The 14,635-nt window shown below is 40.3% G+C and carries 15 protein-coding genes; 14 read left to right on the top strand and 1 reads right to left on the bottom strand.

The window, feature by feature from the left end; genetic code table 11:
• Positions 1 to 41 precede the first annotated feature (41 nt).
• The 13 genes from CHF41_RS07405 to CHF41_RS07345 all read left to right on the top strand — a co-directional run bounded on the left by CHF41_RS07405 (position 42) and on the right by CHF41_RS07345 (position 13,384).
• On the top strand, positions 42 to 1,196 hold the full coding sequence (locus tag CHF41_RS07405) for an ABC transporter ATP-binding protein (protein ID WP_119876676.1): 1,155 nt from the start codon (positions 42 to 44) through the stop codon (positions 1,194 to 1,196).
• Complete coding sequence (locus tag CHF41_RS07400; protein ID WP_119876675.1) at positions 1,180 to 1,980, top strand: ABC transporter permease; 801 nt, start codon at positions 1,180 to 1,182, stop codon at positions 1,978 to 1,980. Before CHF41_RS07405 ends, CHF41_RS07400 begins: the two co-directional genes overlap by 17 nt.
• Positions 1,980 to 2,750 (top strand): ABC transporter permease, encoded by a 771-nt coding sequence (locus tag CHF41_RS07395; RefSeq protein WP_119877167.1) that lies wholly within the window; start codon positions 1,980 to 1,982, stop codon positions 2,748 to 2,750. The genes CHF41_RS07400 and CHF41_RS07395 overlap by 1 nt, the downstream gene beginning before the upstream one ends.
• Complete coding sequence (locus CHF41_RS07390; protein WP_119876674.1) at positions 2,750 to 3,820, top strand: ABC transporter substrate-binding protein; 1,071 nt, start codon at positions 2,750 to 2,752, stop codon at positions 3,818 to 3,820. Before CHF41_RS07395 ends, CHF41_RS07390 begins: the two co-directional genes overlap by 1 nt.
• A 334-nt stretch (positions 3,821 to 4,154) precedes the next feature.
• The gene (gene nth, locus CHF41_RS07385) at positions 4,155 to 4,778 is read left to right on the top strand and encodes an endonuclease III (RefSeq protein ID WP_119876673.1); all 624 of its coding nucleotides are present in this window, start codon (positions 4,155 to 4,157) and stop codon (positions 4,776 to 4,778) included.
• Between the two features lie 234 nt (positions 4,779 to 5,012).
• On the top strand, positions 5,013 to 5,996 hold the full coding sequence (gene guaC / locus CHF41_RS07380) for a GMP reductase (protein WP_119876672.1): 984 nt from the start codon (positions 5,013 to 5,015) through the stop codon (positions 5,994 to 5,996).
• A 66-nt stretch (positions 5,997 to 6,062) separates the two neighbouring features.
• The gene (locus tag CHF41_RS07375; protein WP_119876671.1) at positions 6,063 to 6,755 is read left to right on the top strand and encodes an alpha/beta hydrolase; all 693 of its coding nucleotides are present in this window, start codon (positions 6,063 to 6,065) and stop codon (positions 6,753 to 6,755) included.
• Positions 6,756 to 6,800: 45 nt separating this feature from the next.
• Positions 6,801 to 7,022, top strand: a complete 222-nt coding sequence (locus CHF41_RS07370; protein WP_162911928.1) for an alpha/beta hydrolase — start codon at positions 6,801 to 6,803, stop codon at positions 7,020 to 7,022.
• Between the two features lie 90 nt (positions 7,023 to 7,112).
• On the top strand, positions 7,113 to 9,587 hold the full coding sequence (locus tag CHF41_RS07365) for an SSURE domain-containing protein (protein ID WP_119876669.1): 2,475 nt from the start codon (positions 7,113 to 7,115) through the stop codon (positions 9,585 to 9,587).
• A 155-nt stretch (positions 9,588 to 9,742) separates the two neighbouring features.
• On the top strand, positions 9,743 to 10,429 hold the full coding sequence (locus CHF41_RS07360) for a response regulator transcription factor (RefSeq protein ID WP_119876668.1): 687 nt from the start codon (positions 9,743 to 9,745) through the stop codon (positions 10,427 to 10,429).
• On the top strand, positions 10,430 to 11,461 hold the full coding sequence (locus CHF41_RS07355; protein ID WP_119876667.1) for a sensor histidine kinase: 1,032 nt from the start codon (positions 10,430 to 10,432) through the stop codon (positions 11,459 to 11,461).
• Positions 11,462 to 11,708: 247 nt separating this feature from the next.
• Entirely contained in the window at positions 11,709 to 13,055 is a 1,347-nt protein-coding gene (locus CHF41_RS07350) for an MATE family efflux transporter (protein ID WP_119876666.1), read from the top strand.
• A 122-nt stretch (positions 13,056 to 13,177) separates the two neighbouring features.
• Positions 13,178 to 13,384, top strand: a complete 207-nt coding sequence (locus tag CHF41_RS07345; RefSeq protein WP_119876665.1) for a hypothetical protein — start codon at positions 13,178 to 13,180, stop codon at positions 13,382 to 13,384.
• Positions 13,385 to 13,718: 334 nt separating this feature from the next.
• Here CHF41_RS07345 and CHF41_RS07335 read toward each other — a convergent pair whose 3' ends face one another.
• Positions 13,719 to 13,904 carry a 4-oxalocrotonate tautomerase gene (locus tag CHF41_RS07335; protein WP_067090338.1) on the bottom strand — a complete coding sequence of 62 codons (186 nt, stop codon included), beginning with the start codon at positions 13,902 to 13,904 and terminating at the stop codon, positions 13,719 to 13,721.
• 154 nt (positions 13,905 to 14,058) lie between these two features.
• Between CHF41_RS07335 and CHF41_RS07330 the strand changes: the two genes are divergently transcribed.
• Entirely contained in the window at positions 14,059 to 14,628 is a 570-nt protein-coding gene (locus CHF41_RS07330) for a thymidine kinase (protein WP_119876664.1), read from the top strand.
• The last annotated feature ends 7 nt before the right edge of the window (positions 14,629 to 14,635 follow it).

Genomic DNA, 14,635 nt, shown 5'->3' with positions numbered 1-14,635 from the left:
CCTCTAATCTGTAATCCATATAAAGAAGGAATTTATGAGAATTGAAGAAACCAATTATCGAATTTAAGAACGTTTCAAAAGTATTTGAAGACAGTGGAACAGTCGTTTTAAAGGATATTAACTTTGAGCTAGAAGAAGGGAAGTTTTATACCCTTTTAGGTGCTTCTGGTTCGGGAAAATCAACGATTTTAAATATTATCGCTGGGCTCTTAGATGCCACTTCAGGTGATATTTATCTGGATGGTGAGCGAATCAACGATGTACCAACCAATAAACGTGATGTCCATACAGTTTTTCAGTCGTATGCGCTCTTTCCGCACATGACTGTATTTGAAAACGTGGCTTTTCCCCTTAAATTACGAAAAATCCCTAAGGAAGAAATCGAACAACGGGTAACAGAAGTCTTGAAAATGGTTCGTTTGGCAGGATATGAAAAACGCCCTATTCAAAAGTTATCTGGTGGGCAACGCCAACGGGTGGCTATTGCACGCGCTATTATCAATGAGCCACGAGTGGTCTTGCTAGATGAGCCCTTGTCAGCGCTTGACTTGAAATTGCGGACTGATATGCAGTATGAACTTCGTGAATTGCAGCAACGACTTGGTATTACCTTTGTCTTTGTCACGCACGATCAAGAAGAAGCGCTAGCCATGAGTGATTGGATTTTTGTCATGAATGAAGGCGAGATTGTCCAATCAGGGACACCGGTCGATATTTATGATGAGCCAATCAACCATTTTGTTGCGACCTTTATTGGAGAATCCAACATCATTTCTGGTCGCATGATTGAAGACTACTTGGTTGAATTTAACGGCAAACGGTTTGAGGCAGTTGACGGAGGAATGAAACCAAACGAACATGTTCAGGTAGTCATTCGTCCCGAAGACTTGCAAATTACCTTGCCAGATGAGGGCAAATTAAAGGTGAAAGTCGATACCCAGCTTTTCCGTGGTGTCCACTATGAGATTATCGCCTACGATGATTTAGGCAATGAATGGATGATTCACTCTACTCGTAAAGCCATTGAAGGAGAAGTGATCGGATTAGACTTTGAACCTGAAGATATTCATATCATGCGTCTTAACGAGACAGAAGAGGAGTTTGATGCTCGTATTGAAGAATATGTGGAGGTCGAAGAAGTCGAAGATGGCTTGATCAATGCCATTGAGGAGGAACGAAATGAAGAAAACCTCTAGCTTATTCGTCCTTCCTTATGTCCTTTGGATTGCCTTGTTTGTTTTGGCGCCTGTTGTCATGATTATTTATAAATCATTTTTGGGGATTGATGGGCATTTTACCTTCGATAATTACTATACTTACTTTAACTCGCCCAATATGACCTATTTGCGGATGAGTATGAACTCGATTCTCTATGCAGGGATCATTACCCTTGTGACCTTAGTGATTAGCTATCCAACTGCCTTTTTTCTTACTCAGTTAAAACACAAGCAGCTCTGGTTGATGTTGATTATTTTACCGACTTGGGTGAATTTACTTTTGAAAGCCTATGCCTTTATCGGAATTTTTGGCCAACACGGGTCAATCAATCAATTTTTGAGTTTTTTAGGCTTGGGAACGCAGCAGATTCTCTTTACTGATTTTTCCTTTATCACAGTTGCTAGCTACATTGAAATTCCTTTTATGATTTTGCCAATTTTCAATGCTTTGGATGATTTAGATCAAAATCTCATCTATGCTAGTCGTGATTTGGGGGCTAGTTCTTGGCAAACCTTTACAAAAGTTATTTTTCCTCTCTCAATGAATGGTGTCAGAAGTGGGGTTCAAGCTGTCTTTATTCCAAGTTTGAGCTTGTTCATGCTGACCCGTTTGATTGGTGGTAATCGTGTCATTACACTTGGTACAGCGATTGAACAGCATTTCCTTACAACTCAAAATCAGGGAATGGGTTCAACCGTAGGTGTGGTCTTAATTTTGGCCATGCTTTTGACCATGTGGTTAACGAAAGAGAGGAAGAAATGATGAAAAAATTTGGAAAAGTTTACCTCACCATTACCTTCCTTGTTTTGTATCTCCCGATTTTTTATCTGATTACCTATGCTTTTAATGAAGGCGGTGATATGAATGGATTTACGGGTTTCACTACGGAATATTTTGCCTCTATGTTAGGGGATAGCCGTTTAATGCTGATTTTAGCTCAGACCTTCCTACTAGCCTTTCTTAGTTCCTTGATTGCAACGATCATTGGAACGTTTGGAGCCATTTATATCTATCAAAGCAAACAAAAATGGCAGAACACCTTATTGTCCCTCAATAATATTCTGATGGTAGCACCAGATGTGATGATTGGGGCAAGCTTCCTGATTCTCTTTACCGTGATTGGCTTCCAACTTGGATTTGTCTCTGTTCTTTTGAGCCATGTGGCTTTTTCGATTCCAATCGTTGTTCTGATGGTTTTACCACGACTCAAGGAAATGAATGATGATATGGTGCTTGCAGCCTATGATTTGGGAGCTAGTCAATTCCAAATGCTCAAGGAAATCATGTTGCCGTATTTGACACCAGCCATTATCGCCGGCTACTTTATGGCCTTTACCTATTCATTAGATGATTTTGCCGTGACGTTCTTTGTAACAGGAAATGGCTATTCCAACCTTTCTGTTGAGATTTATTCACGTGCTCGTCAGGGAATTTCCCTTGAAATAAATGCCCTATCAACCCTAGTCTTTTTGTTTAGTATCTTATTGGTAGTGGGCTATTATTTTATTTCACGTGAAAAGGAGGCCAACTAATGAAACGATTATATTCTTTTTTAATCGGTATTGTCGTGATTGTTCTTGCTCTCTTTGGAATTAGCCACAAGCTAGAAAGTAAGTCCAACGAGGGAACAACCGAAAAATTAGTCATTTACAACTGGGGAGATTATATCGACCCTGACTTGCTAGAGAAATTTACAGAAGAGACAGGTATAAAAGTTGATTACCAGACCTTTGATTCGAACGAAGCTATGTACACCAAGATTCAGCAGGGTGGAACAACTTACGATTTGACCATTCCGTCTGAGTACATGATTTCTAAGATGATGGATGAACATCTGCTGGTCAAGCTCGACAAGAAAAAAATCAAGGGGCTTGAAAATATCGATCCGAAGTTTCTAGGCTTGAGCTTTGATAAAAACAATGATTACTCCATTCCTTATTTCTGGGGAACTCTAGGAATTGTCTACAATGAGACGATGGTCGAACATCCTCCTCGGGAATGGGAAGATTTATGGTCAGAAGAATACCGTGACAATATCATGTTGGTAGACGGTGCTCGTGAGGGAATGGGCATTGGTCTTCAGACCCTTGGCTACAGTCTTAATTCTCGTAACAAAGACGAGCTAGAAAAAGCAGCGGATTACTTGTACGAATTGACCCCTAACATCAAGGCGATTGTCTCTGATGAAATCAAAGGTTACATGATTCAAGATGCAGCGGCCATTGCCGTCAGTTTCTCTGGTGAAGCAAGTGAAATGCTAGACGGTAATGAGAACCTGCATTATGTTGTGCCCTCAAAAGGTTCAAATCTTTGGTTTGATAATATGGTCATTCCAAAAACTGCGAAAAATATTGAGGGTGCCTATGCTTTTATTAACTTTATGCTGCGTCCAGAAAATGCCTACCAGAATGCCTTGTATATCGGTTATGCAACACCTAATACCAAGGCCAAGGAAATGCTACCAGATGAAGTCAAAAACGATAAGGCCTTTTACCCTTCAGAAGAGACCTTGAAAAACCTAGAAGTCTACGATAACCTCGGTCGCAAACTCCTAGGTGACTACAACGATCTCTATCTACAATTTAAAATGTACCGCAAATAAGCAAAACACTGCAGAGACGACGTCGCATTGACAGACTTTCTGTAGTATTTTTATAGTGGATTGAGAAAGGAATAAGACAAGGCAAGGAGCGGCAGATAGAACTGGCGTGAATTGAGGATTACTCCATAATCCCTATTTCCAACCTTCAACAGTCCACTGGACTCTTGAAGCAAAGCGACTTAACGATGTCTTCATCTTTATTCAATTCACTATACAATGCCAGATGAAAAAATGCAAAACCTGGAAGAACTCGATCTGTCAAGTCATTTTTTTTCTTTCTTCTATCCTATATGGTATAATAGGATAGAAGGAAGAAGAGAAGAAGTGAGAGTGTATGGTATTATCGAAAAAACGCGCTAGAAAAGTCATTGAAGAAATTATTGCCTTATATCCCGATGCCAAGCCTAGTCTAGATTTTCGGAATCATTTTGAACTGTTGGTGGCGGTCATGCTATCTGCTCAGACAACGGATGCAGCGGTCAATAAGGCGACTCCAGCTCTCTTTGCAGCACTCCCCACTCCTGAGAAAATGGCCGCAGCTAGCGAATCTGAAATAGCTAGTTATATTTCACGACTGGGGCTTTATCGCAATAAGGCAAAATTCCTTAAAGAATGCGCCCAGCAGTTGCTTGATAGACATGCTGGTGTGGTGCCAGAGACGAGAGAAGAGTTAGAAGCCTTGTCAGGCGTGGGACGCAAGACAGCAAATGTCGTCATGAGTGTTGGGTTTGGTATTCCAGCCTTTGCGGTTGACACCCATGTCGGTCGGATATGTAAACACCATGATATTGTTAAGAAATCAGCTACACCGCTTGAAACCGAAAAGCGTGTCATGGAAGTATTGCCACCAGAATTGTGGCTCAAAGCTCATCAGGCGATGATTTACTTTGGTCGTGAGGTGTGTCATCCTAAGAATCCCGAATGTTCTAACTACCCTCAGCTATATGAATTTGATTAAATTTCTCTCATCGCAATTGTCAGATTGCGATTTTTTTGAATCAAAACACAATAAAAACGAATGATTCCGGACTGAAAAGAACGTAAATATCTAAAATGACGAATATTTAAAAATTATATAGTTTCAAAATTGACAAAAACCAAACGTTCTTGTATAATAAGTTAAGGAAGCGTCTGGAAAGACGTAGCGATGCCAAAGGGCATAGGTAGGTCATTATCATAAAGGAGAGCTGAGATGCTTAACGAATTCCCTATTTTTGACTATGAAGACATTCAATTGATTCCAAACAAATGTATCATTAAGAGCCGTTCAGAGGCGGATACTCAGGTGACTTTGGGCAATCATACTTTTAAACTACCTGTTGTGCCTGCAAACATGCAGACCATTATTGATGAAAAAGTTGCAGAACAATTGGCAAAAGATGGTTATTTTTATATCATGCACCGTTTTGATGAGGCTGGACGGATTCCATTCATCAAGCGTATGCATGAACAGGGCCTGATTGCTTCTATCTCAGTTGGTGTTAAAGAATACGAGTATGAGTTTGTAACCCAGTTGAAAGACGATGCACCAGAATATATTACCATTGATATTGCTCATGGTCATGCCGATAGTGTGATTCGAATGATTCAACATATCAAAAAAGAATTGCCAGAAACCTTTGTCATTGCAGGAAATGTTGGAACACCTGAGGCAGTTCGTGAATTAGAAAATGCGGGAGCAGATGCGACCAAGGTTGGGATTGGCCCAGGAAAAGTGTGTATCACCAAGGTGAAGACAGGTTTCGGTACTGGTGGTTGGCAATTAGCTGCCCTACGCTGGTGTGCCAAAGCTGCTCGTAAACCAATCATCGCAGATGGCGGTATTCGTACCCATGGCGATATTGCCAAATCCATTCGTTTTGGTGCAAGCATGGTCATGATTGGCTCACTCTTTGCAGGACATATTGAAAGCCCAGGAAAAACAGTCGAAGTTGACGGTGAGCAATTCAAGGAATACTACGGCTCTGCATCTGAGTACCAAAAAGGAGCTTATAAGAACGTAGAAGGCAAGAAAATTTTGCTGCCAGCTAAAGGACATTTGAAAGATACCTTGATTGAAATGGAACAAGACTTGCAAAGCTCGATTTCTTACGCAGGTGGAAAAGACATCTCAAGTCTCAAACATGTAGACTACGTCATCGTGAAAAATTCGATTTGGAATGGCGATGCCCACTAATACTAGATAGGATAAGAATCTGCTGGATAGAGCGTTCAGCAGATTCTTTTTTGAATAGGAGGAAAGATGAAGCGAAAATTTGTCATACTTTCTATGGTTTCCATACTTGGGATGGGGTTGCTACTGAGTGCTTGTAGCAAGCAATCTATTTCTGCTACTAGTTCATCCAGTCATTCCTCGACCAGGAAATCAGATGCTAAAAGTAGCTCAAGAAAAGAAAATGCCAAAACAGATAAGGTAACACCCAGTCAGGAAATTGTGCAGGAAGAAGTGCTCATTCCACGGGATAAGAATCAGATTTACGGTCGTCTGTTTGCGCCAGTAGGGTATCAAGACAAGCAGTTGCCTATGATTATTTTTTCACACGGCTTTAACAATACCTTGGAATTTGTCGCTTCCTATGCTGAAGAGTTTGCTCATAAGGGTTACTTGGTCTACGCTTTTGACTTTGTCGGCGGCAGCACTCAAAGTAGAAGTGGAGGCAGTATGCTGGATATGTCTGTCTTTACCGAGCAATCAGATTTGCAGACGGTGTTAAATTATTGGCGTAATAAGGACTATGTGGATACGAATGCATTCATTCTTATGGGTTATAGTCAGGGAGGTGTTGTATCAACCCTTGTAGCGGGTGAAAATCCGCAGATTAAGGGGCTTGTGACCTTAAATGCCGCTTTTGTATTGTTTGATGATGCACGGGAATTATTTAAAGATACAGCTAGCATTCCAGATATTTACAATCATAGAGGGACGAATCTTTGAAAAGTCTATTTTGAACGGCTTTTGGATTATGATATTTACCAACAAATGTCAAAAATTCAAGCAACTGCGCTGATTATCCAAGGAAATCAAGATGATGTTGTTCCTTTACCTTATGCTGAGAGAGCAGCAGAGAGCATACCGAATGCACAATTAAAGGTGGTAGACGGAGCAAACCATATCTTTAGTGGTCAGGAAATTACAGAGGTTTTGATGTCAATTGATGACTATTTGCAAAATCTCTTACAAAACGAGATAAGTAATAAATAAGAAACACTTAAGAATTACTTAATAATTCGCTTACATCTGTTTAAGAATATTCTGCTACAATACGTGTATCAATACTAAAGGAGACCAGAAATGGCAAATAGAGAACGATATACAGTATTTTCAATTCGTAAGTTTAAAGCAGGAGTTGCTTCTGTTTTGATTGCTAGTGGATTAGTTATTTTCTTAGGGCATCAGACTGTTGCACAGGCAGACGAACTGCTAGCTCCACAAGCAGAAGCCGTAGTTTCCCCAGTAAATGAGAAAACTGATGAACTTATTCCTACCACAGAAGAACAGGAAAACGCGGCAGATGTAGAAAAACAGGTTGCTGAAGCAGAAACAGCTATTCAGACAGAGGCTGTAAAAAAAGAAGCTGAATCAATCCCAGCTGGAAGCGGATTTAGAGCAGCAAATGAAACAACAGCTGACGAGGAAAAACAAGCTGACGAAGTAAAACAAGCTGTCGAAGAAAACATCAATGCAAACACAGAAATTCCCGCAAGCTATCTTGAAAAAGCCAACGCAGACGGCACAGGTCCATTCCTTGCAGGTGTTAATGGTATTATTCCATTTGAAGCTTTTGGCGGAGACGGTATGTTGACGCGTGCCCTCCTCAAAGAAGCTAAAGATGCTCCATGGTCTGATAATGGTTCAGATAAAAACGAGGCTATTCCTCCTCTTAAAAACCTCAGTAAAAATAGCTATTTCTATAAAGTAGCTCTTGACGGAGAAGCAGCAGGTAAGACTGGTAAAGACTTGCTTGACATATTGAAAAAAACTGGTACGAACACTTATGGTGCAACTGTCAATGTATTTGGAAACAAAAACGGTAAGGCTGACGAAGACAATGTTGTGGCAACTCGCAAAGTAACAGTTAAAATCAATGGCTTAACTGCTGTTGAAGATGTGAAGAAAGCTGTTAAAGAAAATATTAAAGCAGAAACCACTCTACCTGCGGCTTACCTTGAAAAAGCAAATGCCGATGGTTCAGGACCTTTCCTTGCAGGGGTAAATGGAACAATCCCATTTGAAGCCTTCGGTGGAGACGGTATGCTTACTCGCTTGCTCCTTAAAGCATCTGAAAATGCTCCTTGGTCTGATAATGGTTCAGCGATGAACCCAGCTTTACAAGCACTTGAAAGTTTGACAAATGGTCAATACTTCTACCAAGTAGCTCTTGATGGAGAAGCAGCAGGTAAGACTGGTAAAGACTTGCTTGATGCATTGAAAAAAGCTGGTACGAACACTTACACTGCAACAGTCAATGTATTTGGAAACAAAAACGGTAAGGCTGACGAAGACAATGTTGTGGCAACTCGCAAAGTGAAAGTGACAATCAATGGTTTGACTGCCGCAACAGATGTGAAGAAAGCAGTCGAAGAAAATATCAAGGCAGACACAGAAATTCCTGCAGCTTATCTTGAAAAAGCAAATGCAGATGGATCAGGTCCATTCCTTGCTGGTGTTAATGGGGTCATTCCATTTGAAGCCTTTGGTGGCGATGGCATGCTTACTCGTGCCCTTCTGAAAGAATCTGATAAAGCACCATGGTCAGACAATGGCTCTGCTAAACATCCTGCTCTTCCCCCTCTTAAAAACCTCAGTAAAAATAGCTATTTCTATAAAGTAGCTCTTGACGGAGAAGCAGCAGGTAAGACTGGTAAAGACTTGCTTGACATATTGAAAAAAACTGGTACGAACACTTACACTGCAACAGTCAATGTATTTGGAAACAAAAATGGTAAGGCTGACGAAGACAATGTTGTGGCAACTCGCAAAGTGAAAGTGACAATCAATGGCTTGACTGCTGTTGAAGATGTGAAGAAAGCTGTCGAGGGCAATATCAAAGAAGAAACAACAGTTCCAGCAGCCTATCTTGAAAAGGCCAACGCAGACGGCACAGGTCCATTCCTTGCAGGTGTTAATGGAACAATTCCATTTGAATTCTTCGGTGGCGATGGCATGCTCACTCGCTTACTGCTTAAGGCTTCTGAGACAGCTCCATGGTCTGACAACGGTTCAGCGATGAACCCAGCTTTACAAGCACTTGAAAGTTTGACAAATGGTCAATACTTCTACCAAGTAGCCCTTGACGGACCTGCAACTGGCAAAACTGGTCAAGAATTGCTTAACGCATTAAAAGCAGCTGGAACTCATACCTATACTGCAACCGTTAAGGTCTTCGGAAACAAAGACGGTAAAGCTGATGAAAGCAATGTTGTAGCAACTCGCCAAGTATCCCTATCTATATTTGGTTTTGGAGGCTCTACTCGCAAGATAGAAAAACAAACTGAACAAAATCAGCTTCCAACTGCACCAGCCATGCCAAATAACATGGTGCAAAATTCTCAAACTCCTATGCAAGAGAATATGAAGGCTCAAGTAGATCAAGCTCATCCAATGACTAATATGAAACAAAATACAGCAGCAATGATGGATGACAAGATGATGAAAAAAGAGTTGCCACAGACAGGATCAGAAAGTTCAGCTACCCTTACGCTGATTGGAATGGCCTTGGCTAGCTTTGCAGGATTTGCTTTACGTAAAAAATCAGAAAACGAATGACATTCAATGATTTCTTGTCTACTTAGAAAAATTTGCTTGTCCAATAAGAATAGGATATTGACTAAGTTTTTTTGAGAGTATGACTTGAAAGATTTACCACAATAGTGTTATACTTGCAGAAGTATAGCACTATTTTGCATAAAGGAGGATTTGTGATGAATAAAACAATCTTATTGGTCGATGACGAGATTGAGATTACAGAAATCAATTGTCGCTATTTGTCTCAAGAAGGTTATACAGTTCATATTGCCAACAATGGAGCCGAAGCGCTAGAACTTTATAAAAAAGAATCCATTGCCTTGATTATCACGGACATCATGATGCCTATTATGGATGGCTATGACTTGATGAGTGAAGTTCAAGCTATCACGCCTGACCAGCCATTTTTGTTTATTACCGCAAAAACCTCTGATATGGATAAGATTTATTCGCTCAGCTTGGGAGCAGATGACTTTATCAGTAAACCCTTTAGTCCACGAGAATTGGTCTTGCGAGTCAATAATATCCTGCGTCGTATTCATCGTCATCAGCATCAGGAAGACCATATTCAAGTGGGTGATTTAAAAATTAACCAGATCACGCATCAAGCGTTTATCCAAAATAAGGAATTAAACTTGACCAATAAGGAATTTGATCTCCTTTGGATTTTGTTGAGCAATCCGCAACGTGTTTTTTCAAAAACAGAGCTTTATGACCGTGTCTGGCAGGAAGAATATATTGATGATACTAATACGCTTAATGTCCATATCCATGGTCTTCGGAATGCTCTTGCAAAATATGCGACCTCTGAAACGCCGACTATCAAGACGGTTTGGGGTCTAGGGTATAAGTTGGAGGTATAAATGAAATTAAAATATTTTATTCTTATCGGCTATTTGACCTCCACCTTGATTATTTTCTTATCACTCATGTGGGCTGTCAATCGGATGCTGATTCCTGAAAAAGGGGAAATTTTTATTCTGTTGACAACGTTTGTTGCTAGTCTTGTTGGTACTTTTGTCAGTCTGATGTTGATGAGTCGGGTGTTTACATCCTTAGAAAAGCTAGCTAAGCATATTGAAGGAATTTCTCAAAATCATTTTGAAACCATTGATGATATTCAAAGCCCGATTGAATTTCAGGAATTTGCTCAAACCTTAAATACCATGACTTCAAAGTTAGAGGATAGTTTTCAGTCATTAGAGATCAGTGCAAAAGAAAAAAATACGATGATTGCGCAGCTCTCGCACGATATTAAAACACCGATTACCTCTATTCAGGCGACGGTTGAGGGAATGCTGGATGGTCTGATTTTAGAAAATGAACGCAATTATTATCTCAAAACCATTCGTAGGCAGACAGATCGGCTCAATAAATTGGTCGAATCTCTCAATAATGTCACTCTCAACGCTCTTGAGCGAGAAGAAGGTCCCTTGCAAGCTATTTTTATCGATAAGCTACTAATTGATACCTTGTCAGAGTTTCAATTGAAGTTGGACCAAGAAGGTCGAGAGGTGGACATTCAGGTAGAACCTGCTTCTGCTAAAATAATAAGTGATTATGATAAGCTCTTGCGCATTTTAGTCAATCTCGTTAGCAATGCACTCAAATATTCTCCGAGTGGATCGCCCTTGCAAATTCATGCTGTCTTAACAAATGAACAGTTAAAAATCACCGTTGAAGACCAAGGACAGGGTATTCCTAAGGACGAATTGCCTAAGATTTTTAAACTCCTCTACCGCGTAGAATCTTCTCGCAATATGAATACAGGTGGCTATGGCTTGGGCTTGTATATTGCACAAGAATTGGCTCATCAACTCAATGGACAGATTACGGTACAAAGTGAATTGGGTCAGGGATCGACTTTTTCGCTCACTTTACGGACGAGAGAGTAGCTTTTTCCATGGAAAGAAAGTAGGATACAAGAATCAGAAGGTTAGCAGAAATGCTTGACCTTCCTTTTTATGTTCTTTAAGTTGACATTTGTGCATTTCTTTCTTAAAATGAGGTATTATAGTGGATTTAGAAAGGAATGGGATAAGGTAAGGAGCAGCAGATAGAACTGACATCCAGCAAAGCGATTTAACGGTGTCTTAACTTTTATTCAATTCACATAGTATATGTTAGAAACTAGGAGTATTCATGTACCAAACAGCAACTTGGCGAGAAAAAATCCGCCTATTTATCCAGATTTTTGTGCCTATTTTAATTTATCAATTTGCGAATTTTTCAGCTAGCTTCATCGATACCATGATGACAGGGCAGTATAGTACCGTAGACCTCGCAGGTGTGTCCATGGCGACCAGTCTGTGGAATCCATTTTTTGCTCTTTTGACAGGAATTGTTTCAGCCCTTGTTCCCATTGTCGGACAACACCTAGGACGTGGAAATCAAGAGCGGATTCGGCAGGAGTTGCACCATTTTATCTACTTGGCAATCGGCTTAGCCCTTTTGTTGTTTATCCTAGTCTTTGGAGGAGCAGTGCCTATTTTGGGAATGCTTCATCTGGAAAAGGCAGTCTTTCAAGTTGCAGAGCGCTATCTTTTTTACATTTCGATTGGGATTTTACCGCTGTTACTCTTTAGTGTCTTTCGATCCTTCTTTGACTCGCTTGGCTTGACTAAATTATCCATGTATTTGATGCTCCTGATTGTGCCTTTTAACTCCTTTTTCAACTATCTCTTGATTTATGGGCGTTTTGGACTACCAAGGCTGGGTGGTGCAGGAACAGGTTTAGGAACGGCTCTTGCTTACTGGGCTGTTTTGGGAGTTGTACTCTTGGTGATGCACCGCCACCCCAAGATAAGAGAGTATCAGATTTGGAAAAAGAGTTCCTTCGATGTTTCCTTTATCAAGGAAGATGTGCGTTTAGGATTGCCAATTGGGCTACAAATCTTTGCGGAAGTAGCGATTTTTGCCGTTGTTGGACTCTATATGTCTAAATTCTCTTCACAGGTCATTGCCTCACACCAAGCCGCGATGAACTTTGCGACCTTGCTCTATGCCTTCCCATTGAGTATTTCTTCAGCTCTACCAATTGTGATTTCTTATGAAATTGGTGCAAAACGCTATCAAGATGTCAGAGAATATAGTCGATTGGGCCGCTTGAGTGCCATCGGTTTTGCCTCTTTAACCTTGTCTTTCCTGTATTTCTTTAGACCAATGGTGGCAACTCTGTATGGTCATGATTCAGCCTTTATTGGGCTGACGTCTCAATTTCTGACCTATGCCCTCTTTTTCCAGCTGGCAGATGCCTTTACAGCACCGATTCAGGGAATTTTACGTGGCTACAAGGATACGACCATGCCGTTTATCATCGGTCTTGTTTCCTATTGGAGTCTGACCTTCCCAATCGCTTTTTTCCTTGATAGTAGGACCACACTCGGACCATTCGCCTACTGGATTGGCCTTGTTGTGGGAATTTTCATATGTGGAATCTGTCTGAATCTGCGCTTGCGTAGTATTGCCAAACGAACAGAAAAAGTTTAAGACAATACACCAATGCTTTGGAGCTTTCCAAGGCTTTTTTGGGTATAATAGAATCATATTTATTATAGAATAGTAGCTAATGCGTATAACAGCAGGACAAGTATAGGTTGGTGAGATAGACTATGGAAGCAAAGTATTTCTTTATTAAAACGAAACATCCTAAAATTGTTCGTTATTGTAATGGGATAACGGAGGTTTATTCTGTGTCTGATGGTTGGGTGGAGAATGAGGCATGGTATGACCGTTTATTTTTTGGAGATTTTTCAGATTACGAGGAAGTGACCGAACGAGAAGCTAATATGTTCATTTCAGGAGTAAATGCTACATGAATGCTACTAATCTAGCTTTAAGAGCTACAACTAAAGCTCTTAAAGGTCAAACGGATAAAGTTATATTGATCATCCCAAAATGGTGACTAGTTTTATAAAAACAGATGAAGAACAGGCAGTTGCTTATCTGCATGATGTTATCGAAAATACTTCATCATATTTTTGAAGTTGACTACCATATAACAGAAACACTTAGAAATACTGATAGAACCGTATTGTTAAGAGTTTTTATTTTTTCACGCAAAAGAAAAAAGATTGAAGAAAATTATCCAAGATGGGCTTTTTCTTCAATCCGAGACTTGCGTGGATAAGTCTAAAATTAGTCTAGAATGTTTTACCCTTTGCGTTTCATTTCGCCGTGAGGGTAGTAGGTGCCTTCTGGCATGTCGTTGATGAAGACATGAATGGCTTCTTTTGGGGCATTGGTATTACGAGAGACGACTTCTGTCACTTCACGTGCTAAGGCAATTTTTTGTTCTTCAGTCCGTCCTTCAAATAAGTCAATTCGTACAAATGGCATAAGATTCTCCTTTTTCTTTACTAGAATTAGTATAGCATATTTCTTGATAGAGCGATAGCCGAACGGAAACGCTTTTTTCATTTTCTCTAGTACCGCATTTGGTGAATTTATGGTAGAATGAAATGAATGAGTTTGATAGATTGGAAAGAAAAAAGTGGCTCAATTTTATTTTAAATATGGTTCGATGAACTCTGGAAAGACCATTGAGATTTTGAAAGTGGCGCATAACTACGAGGAACAGGGCAAGAATGTGGTTATCATGACCTCCGCGCTGGATACACGGGCAGGTGTAGGAGTGGTTGCTAGTCGTATCGGAATGCAACGAGAAGCAGTTGCCATTACAACGGAGATGAATGTCTATGATTACATTGCAAATTTGTCCTTAAAACCCTACTGTGTACTTATTGATGAGGCTCAGTTTTTGACCAAGCAGCATGTGTATGATTTTGCGCGTGTGGTTGATGAATTAGATGTGCCGGTCATGGCCTTCGGTCTCAAAAATGATTTTCGCAATGACTTATTTGAGGGCTCTAAGCACTTGCTTCTTTTAGCTGATAAGTTAGATGAGATTAAGACCATTTGTCAATATTGTTCCAAAAAGGCAACCATGGTCTTGCGGACAGTGAATGGTGAGCCTGTTTATGAGGGCGAGCAGATTCAAATCGGGGGAAATGAAACCTATATCCCTGTGTGTCGCAGACACTATTTTGCACCAGAAAGATAGGAGAAAA

Origin of the sequence: Streptococcus respiraculi, assembly GCF_003595525.1 — a bacterium.
Lineage (GTDB): Bacteria > Bacillota > Bacilli > Lactobacillales > Streptococcaceae > Streptococcus > Streptococcus respiraculi.
Note: the sequence above shows the minus strand (reverse complement) of the source record. Positions and strands in the feature narration are given on the sequence as shown.